The organism is Streptomyces sp. NPDC025721 (genome assembly GCF_055558595.1).
In genome coordinates, this window is the sequence record NZ_JBVHMF010000025.1 from 66,900 (window position 1) to 91,328 (window position 24,429).

Here is a 24,429-nt window from a genome sequence, read left to right on the forward strand (position 1 = left end):
GCCGCACATGACGCACGAGAACGCCTCACTGTTCGCCGCTCTTTCGGCCAGCGCCGAGGACCGGATCGTCTTCGATCTCAGCGGTATCGAGGAACGCTACGATTCCCTGCTGCGCGAGCTGCCGGGAATCGCGGTGCGCTTCGCCATGAAATCCTGTCCCGTGGACGAAGTGCTCGCCTGTCTTGTCGCGAAAGGCAGCGGATTCGACGCGGCGAGTATCAACGAGATCGAGCAGGCCGTACGCTCCGGCGTCGCGGTCGGGAGAATTCACTACGGCAACACCGTCAAGTCGGACCGGGACATCGCGGCGGCCTATCGCCTCGGTGTCAGGGACTTCGCCACCGACAGCCTGGAGGACGTCGCCGCCGTCGCGGCGCACGCCCCCGGCTCGCGGGTGTTCTGCCGGCTGGCGACCGACGGTGACGGTGCGCTCTGGGGTCTGAGCAACAAGTTCGGCTGCTCGGCCGAGGACGCCGTGGCCGTGCTGGAGAAGGCGCGGGAGTCCGGGCTGCGGCCGGCCGGGCTCTCCGTGCACGTCGGTTCGCAGCAGATGACGGCCGAGGCGTGGCAGCGGGCGTTCGAGCAACTGGTCGACACGCTGACCGTGCTCGGCGAGCGCGGTATGCCGCCGCGGTACGTCAATCTGGGCGGCGGCCTGCCCGCGCTCGGCTATCTCGACAAGCGCGGCAGGCCGCTCGACCCGCCGATCGACAAGATCTTCGCCGTCATCCGCGAGGGCATGCAGCGGTGCCGGGAGGCGGCGGGCGACGGCCTGGGCTTCGTGATGGAGCCGGGCCGCCATCTGGTCGCCGACCACGGGGCCGTCCGGGCGCACGTCTCGCGGCTGTCCACCCGGCACACGGCGGACGGCACGGCCCACCGCTGGCTCTACCTGAGCTGCGGGAAGTTCAACGGCCTGTACGAGATGGACGAGTTGCAGTACCGGCTGGTCTTCCCCACCCACCCCGACACCCCGCGCGTCGAGGCCACCGTGGCCGGTCCGACCTGTGACAGCGACGACGCCTATTCGCGCGAGCACAGCCTGGTCCCGGTACCCGAGTCGGTCGTGTCGGGCGACCCGGTGTGGGTGCTGTCCAGCGGTGCCTACGCCGTCAGTTACATGACCCAGGGGTTCAACGGCTTCAGCCCGCTGCCGTACGTGTGCGTACGCGGCGCGGGCGACGGGCCGGGCCGCCCGCGGAAGGAGCACGACAGGTGAGCGACCGCGAGACACCCCGGCGCGCGGTGACGGAGCACGCGCGCGTCCGCCCTGTCGGCGACGGCGACTGGGCGGACCTCGTCGCGCTCGAAGCCGCCGCCTACACCTCCCTCGGTCTGTCCGAGGGGCGGGCCGCGCTGGAGTCGAAGGCGTGGGCGTCGCCGACGACGTGCTTCGTCCTCGACGTCGAACAGCGGCTCGCCGGTTACCTGTTGGCGCTGCCGTACCCGGTCTCGCAGGCGCCCGACCTCGCCCGCGGCGAGGAGGTGGTCTTCCGCTCGCGCAATCTGCATGTGCACGACCTCGTCATCGCCGAGGATCTGCGCGGCCGGGGCCTGGGCAAACGCCTGCTGCACCACCTCACCGGGCGGGCGCTCCGGCAGGGATACGAGCAGATGTCGCTCGTCGCGGTCGGCGGCAGTCACACCTTCTGGGCGGCGAACGGCTTCGCCGCCCAGAAGGAGGTCGTGAACTCCGAGAGCTACGGGGCCGGTTCGGTGTACATGTCCATGGCGCTGCCGACCGCGCCGACCGTCGAGAGTCCGACGCCGACCAGCGGCCTGCTGAGCGGGGCACCAACGCGAAACGAAGTGGGATAACGCCTGTGTTGCACGTTCACGATCCGTTCCGGCGCGGGCAGTTGGCGATCGGGGCGCTCTTCTTCTCGCTGGGTTTTCAGTACGCCACCTGGGCGTCGCGGCTGCCCGCGATCAAGGCGCATCTGGACCTGACCGCCGCGCAGGTGGGGCTGCTGCTGATGGCCACCGGCATCGGCGCCGCCGCCGCTTTCCCGCTGGTGGCGATGCTGATGCGGCGGCTGGGCTCGCGGCTGCTGTCGCTGCTCTCGGCCGTCGGCCTGACGCTGCTGCTCATTCCGCTGTCCGTCATGCCGAACTACCCGGTCGCGCTGCTCGTCATGGGCTGCGACGGGGTGCTCGTGGCCTGCCTGAATGTGGCGATGAACGCGCAGGGCGCGGCGCTGGAGGCCGTCCATCGGCGCAACGCCATGGCCAAGCTGCACGCGACCTTCAGCGGCGGCTCGCTCGGCGCGGCCCTGCTCGCCTCCGGAATGAACACCGTCACCTCGACGATGGCGGTGCACTTCGGCGCCGCCGCCGTCCTGTTGCTCCTGCTGACCGCGTACGCCAGGACCGGGCTGCTGACGCAAGAGCAAATCGCGGCCAAGGACGAGGCGGCCGAGGCGCAGGAGCAGAAGGAGGACGCGGTCGCGGTCGCGGAGGAACGGGGTGCCAAGAGCCGCGGCAAGTGGACACTGCCCGCCCGTATGACCCTGTGGATGGGCTGCGCGATGGCCTTCGGCACGGTCACCGAGGGTGCGATGAACGACTGGTCGGCGATCTACATGAAGGACGTCGCCAAGGCCTCGGCCGAACTGGCGCCCATGGGCATCGCCGTCGTCTCGGTCATGATGGTGCTCGCCCGGCTCTTCGCCGACGGCTGGCGCAGCCGCTGGGGTGACGGCCTGATCGTCCGTGCGGGCAGCGCCCTGGCCGCGGCGGGCCTGGCCATCGCGCTGCTCAGCGGCGGCGTGGTCCCGGCGCTGATCGGCTTCGCCGCGGTCGGCCTGGGCATCGCCGCCGTGACGCCGTGCGTGTACGTGGCGGCGGCCGGTCAGGGTTCGGACGCGCTGACGCTGGTCGCGACGATGGGTACGACGGGGCTGCTCGCGGGGCCGCCGGTGATCGGCTTCATCGCCAACGCGACCGGTCTGGTCTGGGGCCTGGGCGCCGTGGCCGCCTCGGCGCTGGTCGTGTCCCTGTGCAGCACGCAGATCCGCTGGACGTCGACTGCCTGAGCCGCGGGCCGCGCCCCGAATCACGGTTGACGCCTCGGGGCGCGCCCGCTTCGCTGTGCAGGTGAGCACACTTCGCATCGAACGCGTGCGCCCCGACGCCTTCGTCCAGGACTGGCGCGCCGTCCACAACACGGTCATCCCCACGCATCCGCTGTCCCTGGACGACGTCCGGGAGCGCAGCGGGCGCCACCTCCTGGAGGTCGCCTACCTCGGCGACGTCCTGGTCGGAAACATGACGGTACGGCCGCCGACCGACGACGAGCCGGTGGTCACGGTCATCGCGCGGGTCCTCAGCGCACACCGGGGGCGGGGCTTCGGCCGGGAGCTGTACGCGCGCGGGCTCGCGCACGCGCGGGAGCTGCGGCCGGGCGCCGTCGAGACGGTGGTGCTGGAGTCCAATGAGGACGGGCTGCGCTTCGCGCTCACGCAGGGCTTCGTCGAGGTCGAGCGGTATCTGCTGCCGGGCGACACGATCCGTTACGTGACGCTGCGGCTGCCCTGAGCGGCGTCCTCCGCGCCGCCGCCGTGGCGGCCGGGGCGCAGGTCGAGCATGTGGAACACCTTGTCGTAGCGGCGCGGCCCGACCGCCACGAAGTCCGGCAGGCGGCCGTACTCACGAAAGCCCAGTGATTCGTAGAGGCCGATGGCGCGGGTGTTGTCGCCACGGGCGTCGAGGGTGAGCACTTCGATCCCGGCCCGGCGGGCGTCGGCGACGAGCGCCGCGGTCAGGGCGCGGCCGATGCCGTGGCCGTGGGCGGCGCCGTCCACGGCGAGCCGCTCCAGGTCGGCGTGGGGGCGGTGGGTGGGGCGGGTGTACCGCAGCCAGTAGCCGAACCCGACCAGGTCCTCGCCGAGATACGCGGCGCGCAGCGACCCGTCACCGGCCCGTACGGCGGTCAGGACCCGGTCGAGGAGGGCCGTGACCTCGTCGGGGCCGGGCGGCTCCAGCCAGCCGAGCGGGGCGCCGCCCCGGACCAGTGGGGCCAGCAGCGCGTGCGCCGCTCCGGGGTCCAGCGCTCGCGCCCGCTCGATGCGCAGCTCGTCCCCGAGCGCGCCCGCCTCAGCCGTCGTCATCGCGTTCCGCCTCTCCCGCGCAGGTGCTTCCGTTCGTGGGCCGCCGCGCCCGGGTACCGCCGGGGTCCGGCCGCCTGTTCCGTCCCACATCATCTCCGGCGGGACCTCGCCGACACCTCCCCGCGCGACCGCGTTCACGCCCGAGTCGTACAGTGGCGATATGGCCGTCAGTATTCTGGACATTCCCGGCGTCGCAGCCGTGCGGCAGCGGTTGCGCGCGGAATTGCTGGCGCGGGTGGCGGGGCCCTCGGGGCCGGAGAACCGGGCGCGGATCCAGGACGCGCGGGGGCCGCGATGGTTCGGTCCCGAGCGGCCGATCCGTGTGGTGCACGGTGACGCGTCGATGTTCATCGGGGGCTTGCGTGCGCTGCTGTTGCAGTCGCTGCATCCGCTGGCGATGGCCGCGGTCGCCGCGCACTCCGGCTACCGGGGAGATCCGTGGGGCCGTCTCCAGCGCACCAGCACCTTTCTGGCGGTCACGACCTTCGGCACCGCCGAGGACGCGCGGCAGGCCGTCGAGCAGGTACGGGCGGTGCACGCGCGCGTCAGCGGCACGACCGCGGAGGGGGAGCCGTACCGGGCGTCGGATCCGCATCTGCTGGGCTGGGTGCACGTCGCCGAGGTGGACAGTTTCCTGCGCGCTCATCAGCGGTACGGGGCGCGGCCGTTGGACGCCGCAGGCTGCGACGCCTACGTGGCGGACACCGCGCGGGTCGCGGAAGCCCTCGGTGTCCTCGACCCGCCGCGCGACCAGGCGGCGCTGACCGCCCGGCTCGCCGCGTACCGGCCGGAGTTGCGGTCCACGGCCGAGGCGCGGGACGCGGCGCGTTTCCTGCTGCTCGACCCGCCGCTGCCGTGGGCCGCCCGCGGCCCGTACGCGATCTTGGCCGCGGGCGCGGTGGGGCTGCTTCCTTCGTGGGCCCGCAGCCCGCTGCGGCTGCCGTATCTGCCGATCACCGAGGCGACCGGCGTCCGGCTCGCGGGGCACGGTCTGACCAGGACGATCCGCTGGGCGATGGCTCCGGAGGCCGCCGCGCGGTCCGACGGGCCGTCAGAAGGCTGACGGGCGGGGCCGGAAGACGGCGCAGAGGCGGGGGGGGGGGGGGGGGGGGTGGCCCCCCCCCCCCCCCCCCCGCCCGCGAGAAACGGGAGATCAGCCCGCGAAGGCCGTCGTCCCGGCCGGGGTGCCGAGACCGGTCGGACCGTCGTAACCGGCCTTGCCGGTGCACAGGTAGCTGCCGGAGCAGCTTCCGTTGGAGCCGCTGGTCACGTCGTTGAGCGCCGTGGTGTGGGCATACGGGAAGGACGTCGGGTACGAGCCGGAGGACGGGTTGCCCGCCAGCGCGTAGACCGAGGCGATGATCGGGGAGGAGACGCTGGTACCGCCGAAGGTGTACCAGCCGGCCGTGACGCCGTAGGAGTCGTAGACCGCGACACCGGTGGCCGGGTCGGCGACCGCCGAGACGTCGGCGATGGTCCGCTTCGAGCAGCCGGTGTCCTTCTGCCAGGACTGCTTGGCGTCGTAGGCCGAGCAGCCGGAGCCGGAGCCGGACCAGACCGTCTCCGTCCAACCGCGGGTCGTGGACGACTTCTTGAGGTTGGTGCCGCCGACGGCGGTCACGTACTTCGAGGCCGCGGGGTACTCGGCGCCGTAGCCGGAGTCACCGGCGCTGACGGTGATCGCGACACCGGGGTGGTTGAAGTACGAGGAGTCGTAGCTGGTGTCGGAGGACGACTCGGAACCGCCGTAGCTGTTCGAGACGAACTTCGCGCCCAGGGCGACGGCCTCGTTGACCGACTTGCCGAGGTTGGCCATGGAGGCGGAACTGGCCTCGACCAGGAGGATGTTGCACTTCGGGCAGATGGCGCTGGCCATGTCCAGGTCGAGGGAGATCTCCTCGGCCCAGCCCGAGTCGGCGCTGGGCAGGGACGTGGTGGAGCCGGTCTGGCTCACCTTCTTGAAGCAGCCGCTGGCCACCGTGCAGGCGGGCAGACCGTAGTACGACCGGTAGGCGGCCAGGTCACTGGCGGCGTTGGGGTCGTCGTACGCGTCGACGATCGCGACCGTCTCGCCGCTGCCGTTGGTGGACGCCGCCGAGGTGAGGCCGTAGGCGGCGCGCAGGTCGGTGGGACCGTAGCCCGACGGCGTGGCGGCGGTGGCCGCGTCCGGCGAGACCGTAGTGGTCCGCGCGGCGTGCACGGTGCCGCTGGTGACGCGCAGCGCCTTACAGGCCATGTCGCCCGCCTTGGCGGGCGTGGCACAGGCCCGCGCGGTGTGGACGGGCTGCGCGGCGGCCGGCGTCTGCGCGACGGCGGACGGGGTGAGGGCCAGCGCGGAAGCGGCCAGAGCGGCGACCGCTGTGAGGGGTAGACCGGCGCGACGTATCGCCGGATTCAGGGTGATGCGCAACGAACTGCCTCCTGTGGTGGGTTACCTGGGGGCCTGCGGATGCAGTGGTGCCTGCGGTGCCAGGTGGGGTGACTGAGGCACCGAACCGCCACTATGGGTGACGCGGTCACGTCAATACAGGGACCGGGCGAAGTCTCTACCTCCGCTTTGCCTTCGTCAGTTCGCCTTGGGGAAGACGTGGTCGAGAAATGACCGCGCAGGATGCATGGATTCCACTTGCGTGGTTTCGCAACTCCCCTGCGCGTTCCGCCGCTTGGGTCCGCCCTACGACGTCAGGTAGCAGGATTTGGCGACGTTCGGGATCGGGTCACCGCCGCCGAAGGCCGCGGTGGTGCAGGGGGTGCCCCCGGTGAACGTCGCGTAGAGATAGTCGCCCGCCGCCCCGTACGCCACGGTCCTGCGGCCGGTGAAGGCGCAACTGCCGTTCTCCGCCGAGCAGGTCGCCGGAAAGCCGGGCGGGGCGCCCGCGTACGTGTAGCAGCTCTTGGCCACGCCGAAGACCGGGTCGACCCCGATCGTGTCGTTGCCGCAGGTCGTCGGGCCGTTGGAGCGGCCGGTCCAGAACGCGCCCGCGGCGCCGTACGCGACGGGTTGCGATCCGGTGGCCGAGCAGACGGACTTCTCGGCCGCGCACTGCGTCCAGTTGCCCGCGGGCGGCCCGTTCGGGGCGGCCCAGCAGCTCTTGGCCGTGTTGTACAACGGGTCGGCGCCGAAGGCGTCGTTGGTGCAGGCGACGCTGCCGGTGACCACCTGGAAGCGGAAGGCGCCGTTCGCGCCGTAGGCGACCTCCTGGGTGCCGCTGACCGCGCAGGTCCCCTTCTCCGCCGCGCACGAGGTGTAGCCCGCGGGGCCGCCGGACGGGGCGAGGTAGCAGGACTTCAGTACGCCGTAGGCCGGGTCGGCGCCGCCGAAGGCGGAGGCCGCGCAGAGCGTCGCGCCGCTGACGGACCGGTAGGCGTACGCGCCCGCGCCGTAGGCCATGACCTGGCTGCCGGACGGGGTGCAGGTGCCGCCCTCGACGGCGCACAGGGTGTAGCCGGTCGGCAGCGTCGTGCCCGCGACCGAGGTGGCGAAGGGCACGGGTGCGCCGAGGCCGGTGGCGGACACCGCGTACGTCCCGGCGGGGACGCCGGTGAGGTAGACGTAACGGCCGTCGCTCGACCCGCCGTTGATGCCCGCGCCCGGATGGAAGGCGCCGCCGCTCCACACGGTGGCGCCGTTGACGGTGACGGTGACGTCGGCGGAGCCGTTGGTGGGTACGCCGATCCGGCCGGTGGTCCCCGCCGGGCTCGTCAGCGACTCGGTGAGGGTACCCGCGGCCGTGTCCCGGTCCCAGGAGCCGGTCACCGTGCCCTGCGGCATGGTGATGGTGCCCTCGGTGTGGGCGAGGTCGCCGGGGTGCGGCACGAAGTCGTAGGCAGCGGTGCCGGTCGGGGACAGGCCCAGCAGGTAGAAGGTGAGGGCGGAGGTCGGTCCGGTCCCCCAGCCGTGCGCCAGGCTCATGTACGTGCCGCCGTAGTCGAAGGACCCGTCGGAGCGGAACCCCTCCCAGAACGTACTTCCCGTGCCCGTGGGGCTGCCCAGCATGTAGCCCCACTCGCGGCGGATCAGGGCCAGCGCGTTGATGTCGTCGTCGGCCGCGAAGTGGGCCTGAACCTCCATCGATCCGGGGAAGGTGCCGATGGCGCCGCCGTCCTTCTCGGGGCTGGCCGCGCCGTGGTCGTTCCACCGAGCGGCTAGCGCGTGCGCGATGGCGGTGTCCTTGTCCGCGCTGTCGGTCAGCCCGTACCAGACCGCGAGCGAGTTGCCGTCCTGCGGATAGAGCGTGCTGGTCGGGTTGTCGCGGTAGAGGCCGACCGCGCCGTTCCAGAGCCGCTGGTTGACGGCGGACTTCACGGTGGCCGCGCGCTGACGCCAGGCGGTGGCGTCCGTCGTGTCCCCCTCGACGGACGCGAGCGTCGCACCGCTGGTGAGGGCCGCGTAGAGCAGCGCGTTGGCCTCGATGTTCTCGCCGCCCTGGCCGCCGCGCGCCCAGTCGTTGGTCCCGGTGACGTTCAGCAGGCCGTTGCCGTCGATCTTCGCGGTGATGAAGGACATGCCGAGCCGGTAGCGGCTCCACACCGAGTCCAGCCACGCCTTGTCGGCGGAGTAGGTGTAGTACGACGCCGACCCGATGAGCGTCCACGTGTGATAGGTGTCGGAGCCGTAGAAGTTGACGGCCGGACCGCCGTACTCCAGCTCACCGGTCGAGGAATTCTGGTGCTGGTAGAGGCTGTTGAGGGCGTTCTTGGTGGACGCGATGTCATGGGTCGAGACGTATTCGGTGGGCGTCGACACACCGAGGTCGCCGGGCCAGACGGCGCGGTCGCGCTTGGCGCCGTCGCTGAGGATGCCCGCTCCCGTGCCGATCACGGCGTTGTTCTCCCACCCGGAGGCGGGCGGCGGATAGGCGCGGCCGGTGTCGGGCGCGATCGTGTCCATCTGGACGGTGTAGGCCCCGGCGTACCAGATCTTGTTCAGCAGCGGGTCGCTCGAATAGAAGTAGTTGGTGTACGCGGCGGGGTCGCTCATCCCGGCCGCGCCGGTGAACGCCAGCGAGACCCCGTTGAGGTCCACCCAGCCGGACGTCCCCATGAAAACCGTCAAGTAGCGGAAGCCGCCGCGCAGTTTGTCGGTCGGCATGGTGTACGTGCCCGCGCCGTCGACGGTCGCGGTCAGCGCGCCGTCGGTGCCGGAACCGGAGTACACGGTGCCGCTGCTCAAGTCGCTGACCGGGCCGACGTACAGCGACGACTCGCTGAAGGCCAGGCCGACCCGCTGCCCGCTGCCGCTCGCCCCGGCGAATCTCAGCGTCACCAGCCCGCCGACCTCCTTGCCGAAGTCGAGGACCAGATACGCGTTCGTCCCGGAGATGCGGGTCGAGGCGCCCGACAGCACGTTCCCCGGTGAGGTGACGGACCCGGACGTGCCCTTGACCGCGACCGGGGCGAGCGTCCTGCTGTGCGGGGCGTAGATGTACGCGTCGCCCGCCGACCGGCCGGCGAGCCCGGTGGGGGCGGCGGCCGGAACCGCGGGGGCCGCGGCAGTACGGGCTTCGGAGCTGCGGGCATCGGCGGACGCGGGCGGCGTGGTCGACAGGCCGACGGCGGCGCACAGGGTCGCGAGGAACAGCGCGACCCTGAAGCGGCGGGAAGCGGATAAGGGCGATCGTCGCCCCGGCGGGTGGGGGAAGGACATGGCTCCGGCCTCCGTGCGAGGTGGGGGGTGACTCAACGGCAGACGCGAGTGAATCGTTTCATTCATGCGGTGCGTGGGGAACATATGAGAGCGCTCTCCCGCGCGTCAAGGGATCGGACAGGGGGGCGGGTGCGGCCGTCGCGTCGGGGGGTGACCGCGAGCGTCACGCCAGGGGCGGGCCGGGCTCGTATCGCGGCGGGCAGGACGGCATGGCGGGGCGGGCTGGCGGCGGGCTGGGACCGCCTTGTCGGCACGCCGGGACGCGCGGGCAGCGGCCTGAAACCGACTTGTCGGCACGCCGGGACGCGAGGGGGGCAGCGCGTAAGCGGCCCTTCACTCCTCGCTGTCGGCCGGGTCCTCGGGGGCCGCGCCGGTGAAGTACGCCATCGCCTCGGGTGCGCCCGGCCGCGGCTCGGTGTCGAAGCACGCCCACGAGCAGAAGGTCGTGGGGTTCCAGTCGCTGGTGCGCCCGCATTCGGCGCAGACCATCACCGGGTCGTCGTCAAGATCAGCCATGCGGTGAGTGTGCCCCGTCGGGCCGGTTCACAACGGGTTTGGAGCTGATATGTGCCGGTCCGCGTACCGCCGCCCGTGGGCGCGGGAGGTGACGTGAGGTTCTGGAGGTGACGTGGGGTTCAGGAGGGGCCCTAAGCCGCCGCTTCGAGGACGGTGGTCGCGTCTCCGGCCTCGTCGTCCAGCGCCTCGGTGTCCCCGGCTTCGGCGAGCAGGGCGCGGGCGGCGGCCAGCGCGGCGCCGATCTCGCCGGTGCCGGTCGCCACGCACAGTGTGTAGGCGGTGTCACGCAGGAGGTCGCGGATCCGCGGCTCGGAGCGGACCTCGGGGCTCTGGGAATTCAAGTGCTCGTACCGCTCGACCAGTTCACGCAGCGCGGCAGGGTGGGCCGACATCGTCACAGCCTCTCGTGGAAAATTGCTCACCCCGTGTCACGGGGCAAGAGTCGCCTACCCCGTAACAAGCCGTCCACTCCCCCGAATCGTGATTGATCGGGAGCGGGTGACCGACCGTCAGACCGTCAGTAACCGCGGCTGCGGTAGGTGGCGTTGGCGCGATCGAGCCGGGTGGTGCGCAGACGGCGCTCCTCGGCCAACTCCTCGACGGCGTGCCGGAGTGCGCGCAGCACCACCCGCGACGGGCTGCCCGTGGGGACCTCGTCCGGCGGCGGCTCGTCGCCCTTGACCCCGATGAGGGTGGCGAGCGCCCTGAGGACCGGCGCGTCCGACGCCCAGTGCTGGGCCGCCCGGCGCCGACCCGGCGTGTCGGCGAGGACGCGTCGGCTGGTGGGGAGCAGGCCCCAGCGCCGGTGCCGCTCGGGGACCAGCGTGCCGTCCTCTTCGAGCGCGGCGATGTACGCGGTCGGCAGGTCCCGGCCCCGGCGCCACAGCCAGTCCTCGACGCGCTCCCCCGGATTGTCGTCCGCGCCGCTCTCCGCGGCCGGTTCCGCCCGCTTCCCCGTCGGCCTGTCCGCCGCCTCGCCCGCCGCTCTTTCCGTCGCCTTGTCCGTCGCCCTGCCCGGGTCGCGGTCGGCGGCCTCCGCGGAGCGCGTCGCCGTCTCGTACGCCGTCAGCGCCTCCCCCAGCAGCCGGTCCGCGGTGCGCCGCTCGCCCTCCGGCCGGGGTACGGGCACCACGCGGTCGCCGCGCAGCGTCAACTCCTTCGCCGCGATGAGGTCGATCAGCTCGGCCCCGGCCAGGGCGAGGGAGAGGTCGCCGCGGTCCACGAGGAGGTCGGGCGGCACGTCCATGGCGACGACGATCAGGTCTCGTGGTGTGGTCATCGCGCTGCTCCGCATCGTGGGCGGCGCGGCCGGGCCGCCGGACGGCGGTCGCCGGCCCGGAGGCGGTCCGGCCTGGACCGCTGTGAAGGACGTGCCACAAAACTACCCAACGCGACCGCGACCCGGCGGGTACTCCGGCGGCGGGGCTCTCAAGGACACCCGATAGGGGCGAGGGCCCGGGTCGGCGTGGCCGCCGCCTCCGCCCCGACTGTCATGTCCGTCCGGGACGTCACCGTTGCCGTGCCCGCTACTTCTGCCCCTTCATCACGTTGCGCACCGTGGCGATCAGCGCGGGCTGGTACGCCCGCAGGTCGGTCTCGGAGGTGCTGTCGCCCTGCTGCCCGTCCACGCTGGTGGCGAGGTAGTTGTAGCCGTTGAGGGTGAGGGTGAACACCGCGCCGCCGTCGAGGACTTTGAGCTGCTGCGACCCCGCGTTGATGGTGAGGAAGTACGCCTTGTCCCCGAGGTCGGGGACGGATTCGGTGGTCGTGACGGGGATGAGGTCGGCGGTGTCGAGATCGCGCTGGTCCTCGAATTCGGCGGCGGGGTCGGTCGCCTTGTGCAGGTCGACGCCGACGACCACCTCGTAACGCGCCGTGCCGCCGCGCAGCGGGATCGGTGACGTGGTCTCGATCGTGCAGCGGATCTGGTCGAGCGCGGGGCCGAGGTGGACCACTGCGGGTGAGACGGTCTGGGTGTCGGTGGCCTTGAGCGCGTCGGTGAGCGGCTTGAGGGTGAGTCCCGCGCACGGGCTGCCGTGCAGGACGTAGCCGTGCATGTCCGGTGCGCCGCTGTGCCGCGGGCCGTACGCGTACAGGCCGCCCGCCCACGCGGCGGACGCGACGAGGGCGCCGCCGAGGCCGACCGCCCACAGGCGCCTGCCGCCCGGGCCGAAGGCGGCCGGTCGGGGGGCGGGGTCCCCGTCGGAGACCATGTCCGCGGGCGTGGGCTCGTCGAGTCCGCCCGTCAGTTCCGGCTCGGATATCACGGCTGCTCCTCGCGGTGCGCCCGGTCGTGCGTCCGGCGGTGCGCGTTGGTGTGGCCCGTCGTGCGCTGTGCACGTCGATCGCCTGGTCAGCAGATTGTCGCCGCCGCCCCGCTCGGCGCACCAGTGACCGTACGCCCTGTCGTGCCTCGGCAACGCCCGAATCGTCCAGGCGGCACGGGAGGGACGGGCGGGAAGGGGCGGACGGGGCGCGGCGGGGGCGCGTGTCGGGGTCCGGCGGGGGCCCGGGCGGCAGCACGATGCCCCGGCGCGGGGGCCGGGGCAGGGGGTGTGTCGGTTCGTACCGTATGCGGAGGACGTGCGTCCGCACAGGGCGCGTCCGAGGGCCGTGGTGTCGCGTCGCGGGACCCGCGGAACGGACAAGCGAAGGTCCCGCAGCCGGGGGGGGTGGCTGCGGGACCTCTTCTACCTTGGCACACGTGGCGGCTGCACGCACGCCGACGGGCGAATGACCGCCGCCATTCGTGGCGGCACCGGCCGGGCGTCAGCCCGCTGGCACCGCCTGTGGGCCGTCAGCGTCAGCCCGCTGGCACCGCCTGCGGGCCGTCAGGCGTCGGTCGCGGCGACCGTGGGCTTGTGCCTGCGGAGCAGCGCGGAGCCCGCCAGGGCCGCCGCCACCGCGGCGCAGGCCAGCACCGTTGTGGTGGACCCGGCGAAGGACCGGCCGAGGCTGTCCCTGAGCAGGTGCACGGGCCCGAAGCCGGCGGCGAGCGAGTGCAGCACCAGCGTGCCCACGGCCGCGGTGGCGCTGGCCGCCCACGTCCAGACCGTGTCCTGCACGGTCAGCATGACCGCCAGGACCAGGCAGAGGACGGTGATGGCCAGGGACACACCCGCCGCGAGGTCGCCGGCGCGCAGGCCCGCGATGTCGGTGGGCAGGTGGATCGCGGCGACCGCGAGGAGCGCGACGGCGGCGGGCCAGCGCAGGACGGAGGCCAGGGCGGGCGCCGCGCGGCGGGTCCGCGCGGGGCCCGAGCCGGGGCGGCGCCCGGCGAGGCGGCCCGCGCCGCCGCCCGTGGCGGGCGGCTCGTCGGTGCCCTGCCCCTCCCCCTCGGGTCGCTGTTCCGGCCAGGCGTGCCCTGACGTGTCGGGGCCGGTCGGCTCCGGGCCGCGGATCGGCGAGCCGTCGCTCTCCGGGCCGAAGATGGTGACCAGGTGGGCGACGTCCTCGATGGGACGGCCCATGGCCGCCGCGCGCAGGGTCGTACCGGCCTCGCCGTCCGCGTGCGGCGGTTCGTTGAGCAGGACGACCAACTGCCGTACCTCGTCGACCGGTCGGGACACGGCGGCCAGCCGTAGTGCCTCGTCGGCCGGACTCGGCGACTCGCCGTTCTGCTTGAGGAGGTTGACCAGACTGGCCACTTCGGCCAGCGGGCGGGTGGTCGCCGCGGTGCGGAGCAGGGTGTGCCTGGGCTCGTCGCGCGTGGCTATGGGGGATCGCTCGTCGTGGGATGAGCTGGGATCAGATGACATGGTGCGTATTCCTTTGCCGAACTACCAGGGGTGAGACTTCCCCGGCGGTCGCTGTGCGTCACGAGAGACACACGCTTAGTACCATGACATCCGATATGTCCATATTGCGCCATTCGGGACCGTTCCGGATCCCGCGGCGGCCGACTCCCAGCACACTGTTTTCCCAGCTCAGTGGCGGTGCGAACGGTTTCCGCCGGACTCCCGCTACGGCTTCCAGTACGGGGCGAGCGTGCACTGCATGTAGTGCGTCCGCGCCCAGCGCTGCCAGACCCGCGCGTGGACGGTGCCGGGTCCCGCCGCGTACTTGCCGCATTCGGGGCAGTCGGGCAGGGGTTCCGGCTCGGCGTCGTGGTCGTCGAGCTGGTGGGTGGCCCAACCGTAAAGATACGCACCGGGGTTGACGGTCGACGGATCCCTGAACCGGGCCTCCAGCTCCGCGCACCGCACGCACTCTTCTTGCTCAACACCCGTCAGCCGACTCACGTGTTCGAGACTACGTTCCGCACCGCGGCTCGCGCACGTTTTCCAGGTCGGTGTCCCCTGACCGCGTCCGGCGTGCGAATCCGCGAGCGCGGCGCGACGGCGCCGGTCGGCGGCGAGTGCCCTTGCCGGACCCGGCCGCCGCCGCTTCCCGTTCCGCACCGCCCGCGGGCGGGTGTTCCCGTCACCATGGAGCGCGCACCCCTGCGAGCCGCCCCACCGGCCGGGCTCGCGCGCCAGAGCCAGCCGAGGAGGACCCGATTCCCCACCACCCGCCCACCTGCTCGGTGTCCCCGCGCCCCCGGTCATCCGCCCGCCGCCGCCCCGTCGTTGTGTGAGCGCGGCAGCGCGGCCGGGGCGCGGGCATGACGGCCTGGGTGGGCGCGACCGCCGCCCTGGCCGAGCAGGGGGGCGGTCTGTGGCGGCAGGACGTCCAGGTCGGCGACTGGCTCGACCCGGCCGCGCCCGCGGAGGATCCCGGCGCGGCCAGGACCGACGGGGACCTGGTCGCCAACGCCTACCTCGTACGGTCGGCCGACGTGTTCGCGCGGATCGCCGACATCCTGGGCGAGGAGCGGGACGCGAGCGGGTATCGGAGGCTGGCGGCGCGCACGCGGGCGGCGTTCGCCGAGGAGTTCGTCACGCCCGGCCGACGGCTGTCCTGCGACACGCAGACGGCGTACGCGCTGGCGATCCGCTGCGTGCTGCCGCCGACCGAGCGCCAACGGCTCGGCGCCGTCGCCGACTGGCTGCACCGCACGGTCGCCGGGCTCGCCGCTGCCTCCCCCGGCTGGCGGCACATCCGGGTCGCGCCCGTGCCCGGCGCCGGTCTCACCCGGGCCCCCGCCGCGCACGAGACGCCGTACGGCAGGGCGGAGGCCGGCTGGCGGACCGAGGGCGGCACCCTCACCGTCACGGCCGTGGTCCCGCCGAACACCCGCGCCGAGGTGCGCCTCCCCGACGGCCGGCCGCCCTTCGGCATGAACTCGGGACGCCATGCGTTCTCGCTCCCGTTCCTCCCCCGCGCCCCGGCCATGACCGCATCCGGCTCTACGAGCTCTCTTATGGATCACTGGCGGAGATTCGGTCGCAGGACCTGCTGGCGTTGACAGAACTGCTGCCTGCGACGATGCGTCTGTGAGCTATGACCTTGCTGTGTGGGACGGCGACCGTCCATTCGATGACCGCCAAGCGGTCTCGATGTACGACGAGCTTTATGAGCGCTACCTGGAGTCGGACGATGTCGTCGCGCCTCCGGCACCGCGCATCGTGGAGTACGTGGAAGCCCTCGTCGCGCAGTACCCGGATGGCATCGACCGCAGCATGGTGTCGGCGTCGACACCGGTCATCGATGAGGCATCGGGGCCGATCGTGTACCTGATCATGTCTTACGGCAAGGCCGAGGAGGTGTCGGAGTACGCCGCTGAGCTGGCCCGTGAGCATGAGCTCGTCTGCTTCGATCCGCAGGGAGAACGTCTCCGCCCCTGAGCGGGCTGTCCTTCAGCGGACGGACCAGAGAAAGATGCCCGCGATGAGGAGGCCGGCACGGTAGACCGTGGCGGTCTTCTCGTAGCGGGTGGCGAGACCGCGCCATTGCTTGAGGCGATTGATGCAGCGTTCGACGGTGTTGCGTCGCTTGTAGGCCGCGCGGTCGAATCCGGGCGGCCGCCCGCCGCCGCGTCCTCTGCGCTTGCGGTTGGCGATCTGGTCGGCGGGTTGAGGAATCACGGTCCGTACTCCGCGCCTTCGCAGATGGTCCCGGATGGCCCGTGACGAGTACGCCTTGTCAGCCAGCACCATGAAGGGCCTCTGGTCCTGGGCCTGCCAACCCGACGCGGGATCCGGATGGCAGCCATCACGTGGTCGAACGCCAGCGCGACTCCTGCCTGGCCGGGCGTGAGCACGAAGCACAGAGGGCGGCAGCGGATGTCAGCGGCGAGATGGACCTTCGTGGTCAGCCCACCACGCGACCGTCCGATCGCGTGGTCGGCCCGCTCGTCAGCCGAGGCCCCCTTTTCCCGGGCCCCGGCACCATGCTGGTGCACGCGCACGACCGGGGAGTCCACCGCGACGACCCAGCCAACTCGCCGTCAGCATCGGCCTGGGCCAGTAGGGCGGTGAAAACTCGATCCCAGGTGCCGTCGATGGCCCAGTTCCTCAGCCGCGTATAAACGCCCTTCCACGAACCGTACTCCGCGGGGAGATGCACCCACTGTGACCCGGTCTGGAACTTCCAGGCGATCGCGTCGATCACCTGCCGGTGATCACGCCACCGCCCGCCCCGCCTCGGTGTCCGGTCCGGCAACAACGGCTCTATCCGCGCCCACTGCGCATCAGTCAACGACACACATCAACCACCGATCAGATGATCCGAAGGAAATGACCTAGCCACGGTGGCCCCACCCCCTGTGCCCGCAGCGACTCGTACCAGATGCGGGCCACTTCCGGGTCGTCGGTCACCGGCACCGATGTGTATGCCTCGTGGCGCCCGAGGCGTACGGCGGCGCGCAAGCTGCTCACACTACGCCGTGGAGTGACAGCTGGCGTGCTCACTGGCTGCCAGAAGTCGATGATGCACCCGGCTGACCACGCACTAGGACGAATCTAGGACGGTCGAAGGACCCCTGTGCTTAGCGTCTTCACGGGTGGGCGGTCTCCGGACAACGTCTTGGCTGACGCACCGGACGCACCCAGGACCCGCGCTTCTCTGCGAACTACCGCCAGACCTGTCGCCCTCTAGGAGGTAACAGAGATCGTGATCAGGCTCCGGAAAACATCAGGCATCCTCGCCGTCACCGCGATTACGGCCCTCGCCGGAGGCTCGCTGCCTCTGCTTACGGCCGAATCCGCAAGCGCCGCATCCTGCCTTCGCACGGTGGGTCAGATCAAAAGTCTGGTGGCCGACGGTCAACACATCGGCGTTTTCTACCAGGGCTTCGATCAGTGCAACAAGACCGCCTACGCGGAGCTTCACTTCGATACCTCACACGCATCGAGCGAGGTCACATCCACTGACCCATACACCGATAATGATATCGAAATCGAGCATTTTCCGGACGGCAGTCCGGGCATTAGCAACCGCAACCTTCCTCGCGGTGCGCTGTACTGGGATGCCGGATCAGTTTCGGTCGAGCAGCCCGACGGCGAGTATTTCAACGCCAGCACTCATTTCTACTACTGGACGGGCAGCCACATAGCAGAGTGCTATGCCGTAGTGGGCTGGGACTACTCAGATGGCAGCGACCAAGGCGCCAGTGTCAACTGCAACGATGTTGACTAAAACTCCCGCCTCCTGATTGCCTTCCGGCGTCACCGCGTCCTGCTCGCCGAACTGAACACGGTGTTGCGGGCGAGCCCCGCCCCAGGCGGCATAATCCCGGCTGCGGCGAACCCTGCCCGTCCTGCTCTCCGCCACCGCAGTTTCGGCGTGCACCTCGGCGGCGGCCTGCCCCTCGTCTAGGGCGCTTCTTGAGGATCATCTGATCGTTGATTGATGTGTGTCGTGAACTGACGCTCAGTGGGCCCGGATTGAGCCGTTGCTTCCTGACCGGACGCCGGAGTGGGGTGGGCGGTGGCGTGATCACCGGCAGGTGATCGATGCGATCGCGTTCAAGAACCGCACTGGCACGCCGTGGATGGACCTGCCCGAACGCTTCGGGTTCTGGAAGGGCGTCCACAACCGGTTGCGGACCTGGGCGGCGGACGGCACTTGGGAGAGGGTCTTGTCCGCGCTGCTCGCCCAGGCCGACGCCGAAGGCGACCTGGACTGGGTCGTCGCCGTCGACTCCACGATCGTACGCGCTCACCAGCACGCCGCCGGGGCCCGTCAAAAGGGGCCCCAGCCTGCGAGCCGAAAGATCACGCCCTCGGCCGGTCCCGCGGTGGACTGACCACGAAGATCAACCTGGCCGCCGACGGCCAGTGCGGCCCGCTGACCAGGCCGCCAACCGCAAACGCCGCGGCAGCCGGGGCGGCAGGCCACCGTCCTTCGACCGCGACGCGTACAAACAGCGCAACACCGTCGAACGCTGCATCAACAAGCTCATGCAATGGCGCGGCCTGGCCACCCGCTACGACAAGACCGCCACCATCTACCTCGCCGGACTCCACCTCGCCGCCATCTTCATCTGGTCAGCACGATGATCCGAACGACACGGCCTAGGGGGGAGAGATCTCTCCCTGGGCCCGTCCGCGCGTGGGTGCCACGCTGAAAGAGACCTGATCAGCAGGTCTGCGAATGCACCCTTCCAGGCAGAGAGCGAGACGTACCCCCATGCGGGCAACGTTCATGTACAAGGCCGGGGACGTGCGCGTGCAGGACGCGCCGGACCCGACGATCGAGCAGCCCACCGACGCGGTCGTACGCGTCGTCCGTTCCTGTGTGTGCGGCAGTGACCTGCACCCCTTCCACAGCATGTCCGCCACGGACGGCCCGGTCCCCATGGGGCACGAGTTCCTGGGCGTCGTCGAGGACCTGGGCGCCGAGGTCTCGGGGCTGAGCGTGGGCGACCTGGTGGTCTCCCCGTTCGCCTTCGCCGACAACACCTGCGAATTCTGCCGCGCGGGCCTGCACACCTCGTGCCCGCACGGCGGCTTCTTCGCGGCGGGCGGCGTCGGCGGCGCCCAGGCCGAGGCGGTCCGCGTCCCGCAGGCCCAGGGCACCCTGGTCAAGCTCCCCACCGGAGTCGACACCGCGCTGCTGCCGTCGCTGCTGACGCTGGCCGACGTGTACGGCACCGGCCATCACGCCGCCAAGCAGGCGCGGGTACGTCCCGGCGACAGCGTCACCGTCATCGGTGACGGGGCCGTGGGCCTGCTCGCGGTGCTGTCCGCCAGGCGGCTCGGCGCCGAGCGCGTCATCCTCATGGGCCGCCACAAGGTCCGCACCGACCTGGGCCGTGAATTCGGCGCCACCGACGTCGTCGCCGAGCGCGGCGAGGAAGGGATCGCCAAGGTCCGCGAACTGACCGGCGGACACGGCACCCGCGCCGTCCTGGAGGCGGTCGGCCACATGCCCGCGTACGAGACGGCCGTCGGGGTCGTCCGCCCCGGCGGAGTGATCAGCCGGGTCGGCGTCCCGCAGTACGCGAACGCGCCGGTCGGTTTCGGCAGCCTCTTCGGCCCCAATGTCACCCTGACCGGTGGCCCGGCTCCCGTGCGCGCCTACATCGAGGAGCTGCTGCCCGGGGTGCTGGACGGCACGGTCGACCCCGGCCGGGTCTTCGACCAGACCGTGTCGCTGGAGGACGTACCCGAGGGGTACCGGGCCATGGACGAGCGCGCCGCGCTCAAAACGCTCGTCATTCCGTAGCCGCTCCCCCGCGGGACCGACGCGGTGAGGGACGGAGGGAGGCCGTGTCACGGCCTCCCTCTTCGCGTGCTCCGCGTATTCCATGGACCCATGGAGTACACCAACCTGGGAAGCTCAGGACTCGAGATCAGCCGTATCACCCTGGGGTGCATGAGCTTCGGGCGGTCGGGCACCGGCCGCGGCTGGGCGTTGGACGGCCCCGAGGCCGAACCGCTCTTTCCTGCTCGCCCGTCGCACCCAGACCACCCCCCGGTCCGGGGGTCCGCCGCACGCCCGGCCTGCGCCGCGAGGAACTGGCCACGCTCTCCGGGGTCAGCATCGACTACTACACCCGGCCGCCCGCGAGGTCTTCCCCGACTGGGCGGGCCAGGTCCGCGGCTGTGTCGCAAGGTCGCCACCAAGACCTTCCAGCACCCCCGGGTCGGCAGGATCACCCTCGCGTTCCAGGGCATGGCCCTCGAAGGCACCGCGGGCCAGCGCATGGGCATCTACACCGCCGCCCCCGGCACCCCCGGCACCCCCGGCAACGACGCGATGCTCCTGCTCGACATGACCGCCCCCCGTACCGCGCCGACGCCGTCGCGGCAGGAGCGCTGAGCGACCGTACGGCCCTGCCCGGCACACGCGCGGCGGTACGGCGCCCGCGCGGCTCGCCGCCGGATGCGGTCCTGGCCGGGACATCCCGGTCACCGTGGTGGCCGTCGCCTACGGCGCGTCAGATCAGCTCCCTGTGACGGGAGTGGTACCTGTTGACGGACGGTCGGGTGGGGAGTTCACTCTGCGAGCGGTTTGCCTACGGTTCCGGTCCTCGACAGGAAAGAGATCCGTGTCCACACGTCTCTTCGCCCCGCGTGCCGTCAGCGGCCGATCCTTACGCGTCAGGGCGTTCCTCACCGTCCTGGCGACCCTCCTGGCCCTCGTCACGGGCGCCGTCGTGGCAGGACCCGCCGCGTCCGCCGGGACGAGCGGGTCGAACAGGTCGAGCGGGCCGAGCGGGCCGAGCGGGCCGAGCGGGCCGAGCGGGCCGAGCGGGCCGAGCGGGCCGAGCGGGCCGAGCGGGCCGAGGGAGCTTCCCACCGGGAATGACGCGACGACGGGGAAGGCCCGGACGGCGACCCTCGCCGCGCCCCCCGCCGTCGACACCTCGGTCGCCGAAGCCGCCGTCACGCGCCTGCTCGGCCCCGATCACGCGCGCCAGATCGACCTGCGGGGCATCGCCGCCGGGTCGGGCCAGGACCGCTATCTGATCGAGGCGGCGGGCGGGCGGGTGCGGATCAGCGGCACCACACCGGGCACGCTCCTCGCGGGACTCGGCCAGTACCTGCGCGTCGTCGCCCACGCCGACATCTCGCTCAACGGGGAGCAACTGCGGCTGCCCGACCGGCTGCCCCTGCCGTCCTCCCCCATCGGCCGGTCCGCGAACGTCGCCCACCGTTTCGCCCTCAACGACACCGACGAGGGGTACGCGGGCGCGTATCCGACCTGGCAGCAGTGGCAGCGGCGGATCGACGTGCTGGCGCTCGACGGCATCAACGAGATGCTGGTCTACGAGGGGCAGGAGGCCGTCTACGACAAGACCTTCCAGCGCTTCGGCTACTCCGACGCCGAGATGCGCGCCTGGATCCCGCAGCCCGGCCACCAGCCGTGGTGGCTGCTCCAGAACATGTGCTGCGAGAACGGCCCGATCAGCGCGCAACTCCTCGACCAGCGGGTGACGCTCGGCCGCCGGATGACCGGCTATCTGCGGCAGCTCGGCCTCACTCCGGTGCTGCCCGGATACTTCGGCACCGTCCCGCCGGGCTTCGCCGCGAAGAACGCGGAAGCCCATGTGATCGCGCAGGGAACCTGGAACGGCTTTCCCCGGTCCGACTGGCTGGACCCGACGACGGCGCTGTTCGGCCAGGTCGCCGACGCGTTCTACGGCGAGCAGAGCAAGCTGTTCGGCGACAGCTCGATGTACAAGATGGACCTGCTGCACGAGGGCGGCCAGGCGGGCGACGTCAACGTCGGCGACGCCTCCCGGGCCGTACAGAACGCCCTCGACCGGGCCCACCCCGGAGCGATCTGGGCCATCCTCGGCTGGGAGAGCAACCCGCGCGAGGAGACCCTCCGGGCCGTCGACACCTCCCGCATGCTCGTCCTCGACGGCAACTCCGACACCACGGGCGCGACCGACCGCGACCAGGACTACCTCGGTACCCCGTACGCCTTCGGCACGATCTGGAACTTCGGCGGCAACACCAACATGGGCGCGAGCATGGCGCTGTGGAACACGAAGTTCCATGCGTGGCTCGCCAAGCCCCGCACGGCCCTGAGCGGTATCGCGTTGATGCCGGAGGCGATCGACAACAATCCGGTCGCCGTGGAGTTCTTCGCCGATCTGGCGTGGGAGTCGTCGGCGGTCGACATGGACACCTGGATGGCCGCGTACGCCACGGCGCGCTACGGGGCCGCCGACCCGCACGCGGTGGCGGCCTGGCAGATCCTGGGCCGTACGGCGTACTCCTGGCCGGGCGACACCGGGACCAGGCACACCAGCAGCATTTTCTCGATCCAGCCCGGTCTGTCCGCGACGGCCGGTTCGGTCCCGTACGACCCGAAGGACGTCCAGCGGGCGTTCGGCGAACTCCTCCAGGTGGGACAGGCGTCGCGCGGCAGCACCGCGTACACGTACGACCTCGTGGACCTCGGCCGTCAGGTGCTGTCCAACGACACCCGGACGCTGCTGCCGCGCATCCGCCAGGCGTACACCGCCCGCGACACCGCCGCCTTCGACGCGCTCAGCGGGCAGTGGATGACCAAGCTGAATCTGCTGGACACGCTGCTGGGCGCCGACGGCACGTCGCTGTTCGGCGTCTGGCAGAAGGAGGCCGCCGCGCAGGCGCCGACTCCCGCGGAGGCCAAGCGCCTCGAGTACGACCTGCGCACGCTGGTCAGCGACTGGACGGAGACCCATCCGATCCAGGACTACGCGGGGCGCGAGTGGAACGGCCTGGTCGGGGACTACTACGGGGCGCGCTGGCGGACGTTCTTCGACTCGCTCCGCACCGCGCTCAGCACCGGCGGTCCGCCGCGGGCCGTCGACTGGCGCGCGGTCGCCTCGACATGGGTCCACAAGGTGGCGCGCTATCGGAGCACGCCCACCGACGACGCCTATCAACAGGCGCGGAAGGTCGCCGCGTACCCGGCGGGGCATGTGGACCTGGCCGCGGACCCGAAGGCCGGGCCGCCCGGCGCGACCGTACGGCTGACCGCGGTCTTCACCAACGGCAACGCCCTGTGGTCCACCGGCGCCGCGAGCTTCGCGCTGACCGCGCCGGGCGGCTACACCGTCCGCCCGGTCGGCGGTGCCACGCCGTCGGTGCCCGCGGGCGGGACGGCCACCGCCGCCTGGGACGTGACGATTCCGAGCGGCGCCGCACCCGCCGGCCTGGCGCGTCTGACGGCGACCGTGCGCTGGTCGTCGGGCGGAGCCGACGACGCGGTGTCGGCGACCGCGGCCGACACGACCGACGTCCTGGTGTCAGGACCGGTGGCCGAGCCGTATCGCACGGCGTCCTCCGCTTCCCCCGCGTCGATCGCCTTCGCCCAGCACGGCGACGTCTTCGGCATGGCAGGGGGCGGCGCGGACATCGGCGCGTCCACCGACCAGTACGGCGCCGTCTACCGCCCGCGGTGGCTGACCTCCGGGCAGGCCGTCGGCACGGAGGTGCTGGAGCAGGACGACAGCGGCCCCTGGGCGCGCGCCGGACTCGTCGTGCGCGCGGACCTCGCGCGGCCGGGAAGCCCCGGTTACGCCGATCTGGCCGTCACGCCGGAGCACGGCTGCGTGTTCATGTGGGACGCCGACGGCAACGGAACCCTTGAGCACTCCGCGTCGAGCGGCGGATTCACCGGTCCTGTCCACCTGCGGATCAGCCGCGACGGCGACACCTTCACCGGCTGGTGCAGCCAGGACGGCACCGACTGGACCCGGGTGGGGTCGGCGCCGCTGCCCGGCGCCGCGCCCGCCGAGGACGCCGGTCTGCTCTTCTCCGCGGTCAACGCGTCCACCCACCGCCAGGGCGCCGCGCGGTTCGACGGGCTGACGCTGGCACCGTTCACCGCACGGGACACCTCGGGCGACACCGTACTGAGCCTCGGCAGGCCGACGACCGCCCTGTCCTACGAGGCGGGCAGCCCGCCCTCCGCGGCGGTCGACGGCGACCGCACCAACAAGACGTACTGGGCGAGCGCGATGGCCGGCGGCGACACCTGGTGGCAGGTCGACCTCGGCGCGGCCCACGACCTGTCGGCGGTCAACGTCCGCAATTACGTGGACGGCAGGCGCGCCTACACCTATACGTTGACCGGCAGTCTCGACGGCGTCCACTGGTTCGCCCTCGGCGGCAAGAACACCGCCGGGGTCGCCACGGACGCCGGGGACACGTTCTCCCTGACCGCCGCGGCGCGCTACATCCGTGTCGACGGCCTCAGCAACACCGCCAACACCTCCTTCCACCTCACCGAGGTCACCGTCACGGGCGCGGCCTGACGCCCACGGGGTGCGGCGGGGTGCGGCGAAGTGCGGCCGTGCGCGAGGGTAGGGCGCAACTGCAGGGCGGGACG

20 protein-coding genes and 2 pseudogenes are annotated in these 24,429 nt (G+C 71.8%); 12 read left to right on the top strand and 10 right to left on the bottom strand.

The genetic code is table 11. From position 1 onward, the window contains the following. Positions 1–7: 7 nt before the first annotated feature. From ACZ4EF_RS28590 to ACZ4EF_RS28605, 4 genes are all read left to right on the top strand, one after another. The gene (locus ACZ4EF_RS28590) at positions 8–1,219 is read left to right on the top strand and encodes a type III PLP-dependent enzyme (RefSeq protein ID WP_467506956.1); all 1,212 of its coding nucleotides are present in this window, start codon (positions 8–10) and stop codon (positions 1,217–1,219) included. Then, the gene (locus ACZ4EF_RS28595) at positions 1,216–1,818 is read left to right on the top strand and encodes a GNAT family N-acetyltransferase (protein ID WP_355348379.1); all 603 of its coding nucleotides are present in this window, start codon (positions 1,216–1,218) and stop codon (positions 1,816–1,818) included. Before ACZ4EF_RS28590 ends, ACZ4EF_RS28595 begins: the two co-directional genes overlap by 4 nt. A 5-nt stretch (positions 1,819–1,823) precedes the next feature. Next, positions 1,824–3,035: an MFS transporter gene (locus ACZ4EF_RS28600; RefSeq protein WP_391049942.1), complete on the top strand. Its 1,212-nt coding sequence runs from the start codon at positions 1,824–1,826 to the stop codon at positions 3,033–3,035. A 61-nt stretch (positions 3,036–3,096) separates the two neighbouring features. Continuing rightward, positions 3,097–3,537, top strand: a complete 441-nt coding sequence (locus tag ACZ4EF_RS28605; protein ID WP_402711824.1) for a GNAT family N-acetyltransferase — start codon at positions 3,097–3,099, stop codon at positions 3,535–3,537. On the opposite strand, the gene ACZ4EF_RS28610 is transcribed toward ACZ4EF_RS28605, so the two are convergent. Further along, positions 3,513–4,109: a GNAT family N-acetyltransferase gene (locus ACZ4EF_RS28610; RefSeq protein ID WP_467506959.1), complete on the bottom strand. Its 597-nt coding sequence runs from the start codon at positions 4,107–4,109 to the stop codon at positions 3,513–3,515. The two genes, ACZ4EF_RS28605 and ACZ4EF_RS28610, sit on opposite strands and share 25 nt — an antisense overlap. A 160-nt stretch (positions 4,110–4,269) precedes the next feature. On the opposite strand from ACZ4EF_RS28610, the gene ACZ4EF_RS28615 reads away from it, so the two are divergent. Next, positions 4,270–5,172 carry an oxygenase MpaB family protein gene (locus tag ACZ4EF_RS28615; protein ID WP_391161808.1) on the top strand — a complete coding sequence of 301 codons (903 nt, stop codon included), beginning with the start codon at positions 4,270–4,272 and terminating at the stop codon, positions 5,170–5,172. A 90-nt stretch (positions 5,173–5,262) separates the two neighbouring features. Here the strand turns inward: ACZ4EF_RS28615 and ACZ4EF_RS28620 are convergent, their stop codons facing one another. The 8 genes from ACZ4EF_RS28620 to ACZ4EF_RS28655 form a co-directional block, all read right to left on the bottom strand. Next, positions 5,263–6,519 carry a S53 family peptidase gene (locus ACZ4EF_RS28620; RefSeq protein WP_391049934.1) on the bottom strand — a complete coding sequence of 419 codons (1,257 nt, stop codon included), beginning with the start codon at positions 6,517–6,519 and terminating at the stop codon, positions 5,263–5,265. Positions 6,520–6,783: 264 nt separating this feature from the next. Continuing rightward, positions 6,784–9,756, bottom strand: coding sequence for an alpha-L-rhamnosidase-related protein (locus ACZ4EF_RS28625; RefSeq protein WP_467506961.1), 2,973 nt, complete (start codon positions 9,754–9,756; stop codon positions 6,784–6,786). A gap of 333 nt (positions 9,757–10,089) precedes the next feature. Continuing rightward, a complete protein-coding gene (locus ACZ4EF_RS28630) occupies positions 10,090–10,272 on the bottom strand; it encodes a hypothetical protein (RefSeq protein WP_355349108.1) in 183 nt (60 codons plus the stop codon). 131 nt (positions 10,273–10,403) lie between these two features. Beyond that, on the bottom strand, positions 10,404–10,664 hold the full coding sequence (locus ACZ4EF_RS28635; protein ID WP_467506963.1) for a DUF5133 domain-containing protein: 261 nt from the start codon (positions 10,662–10,664) through the stop codon (positions 10,404–10,406). A gap of 125 nt (positions 10,665–10,789) precedes the next feature. Further along, complete coding sequence (locus ACZ4EF_RS28640) at positions 10,790–11,551, bottom strand: GOLPH3/VPS74 family protein (protein ID WP_355349102.1); 762 nt, start codon at positions 11,549–11,551, stop codon at positions 10,790–10,792. Positions 11,552–11,798: 247 nt separating this feature from the next. Continuing rightward, positions 11,799–12,539, bottom strand: coding sequence for a hypothetical protein (locus ACZ4EF_RS28645; RefSeq protein WP_391161812.1), 741 nt, complete (start codon positions 12,537–12,539; stop codon positions 11,799–11,801). A gap of 564 nt (positions 12,540–13,103) precedes the next feature. After that, positions 13,104–14,030 carry a hypothetical protein gene (locus tag ACZ4EF_RS28650; RefSeq protein WP_391161814.1) on the bottom strand — a complete coding sequence of 309 codons (927 nt, stop codon included), beginning with the start codon at positions 14,028–14,030 and terminating at the stop codon, positions 13,104–13,106. A gap of 204 nt (positions 14,031–14,234) precedes the next feature. Next, on the bottom strand, positions 14,235–14,513 hold the full coding sequence (locus ACZ4EF_RS28655; protein ID WP_355349093.1) for a hypothetical protein: 279 nt from the start codon (positions 14,511–14,513) through the stop codon (positions 14,235–14,237). A 362-nt stretch (positions 14,514–14,875) separates the two neighbouring features. Between ACZ4EF_RS28655 and ACZ4EF_RS28660 the strand changes: the two genes are divergently transcribed. Both ACZ4EF_RS28660 and ACZ4EF_RS28665 read left to right on the top strand, forming a co-directional pair. After that, positions 14,876–15,619: an alpha-L-rhamnosidase-related protein gene (locus ACZ4EF_RS28660; RefSeq protein ID WP_467506966.1), complete on the top strand. Its 744-nt coding sequence runs from the start codon at positions 14,876–14,878 to the stop codon at positions 15,617–15,619. Between the two features lie 28 nt (positions 15,620–15,647). Continuing rightward, positions 15,648–15,998 carry a hypothetical protein gene (locus ACZ4EF_RS28665; RefSeq protein WP_467506968.1) on the top strand — a complete coding sequence of 117 codons (351 nt, stop codon included), beginning with the start codon at positions 15,648–15,650 and terminating at the stop codon, positions 15,996–15,998. Positions 15,999–16,010: 12 nt separating this feature from the next. Here ACZ4EF_RS28665 and ACZ4EF_RS28670 read toward each other — a convergent pair. Then, positions 16,011–16,857 (bottom strand): annotated as a pseudogene (locus tag ACZ4EF_RS28670) (IS5 family transposase). A 408-nt stretch (positions 16,858–17,265) separates the two neighbouring features. Here ACZ4EF_RS28670 and ACZ4EF_RS28675 point away from each other — a divergent pair. The 5 genes and pseudogenes from ACZ4EF_RS28675 to ACZ4EF_RS28695 all read left to right on the top strand — a co-directional run bounded on the left by ACZ4EF_RS28675 (position 17,266) and on the right by ACZ4EF_RS28695 (position 24,355). Then, entirely contained in the window at positions 17,266–17,790 is a 525-nt protein-coding gene (locus ACZ4EF_RS28675) for a hypothetical protein (RefSeq protein WP_391049919.1), read from the top strand. A 247-nt stretch (positions 17,791–18,037) separates the two neighbouring features. Continuing rightward, positions 18,038–18,653, top strand: a pseudogene (locus ACZ4EF_RS28680) (IS5 family transposase). Between the two features lie 130 nt (positions 18,654–18,783). Then, positions 18,784–19,821: an alcohol dehydrogenase catalytic domain-containing protein gene (locus ACZ4EF_RS28685; RefSeq protein WP_467506970.1), complete on the top strand. Its 1,038-nt coding sequence runs from the start codon at positions 18,784–18,786 to the stop codon at positions 19,819–19,821. A gap of 150 nt (positions 19,822–19,971) precedes the next feature. After that, complete coding sequence (locus ACZ4EF_RS28690; RefSeq protein WP_467507014.1) at positions 19,972–20,418, top strand: MmyB family transcriptional regulator; 447 nt, start codon at positions 19,972–19,974, stop codon at positions 20,416–20,418. A gap of 229 nt (positions 20,419–20,647) precedes the next feature. After that, positions 20,648–24,355 carry an alpha-N-acetylglucosaminidase TIM-barrel domain-containing protein gene (locus ACZ4EF_RS28695; RefSeq protein WP_467506972.1) on the top strand — a complete coding sequence of 1,236 codons (3,708 nt, stop codon included), beginning with the start codon at positions 20,648–20,650 and terminating at the stop codon, positions 24,353–24,355. Positions 24,356–24,429: the final 74 nt, after the last annotated feature.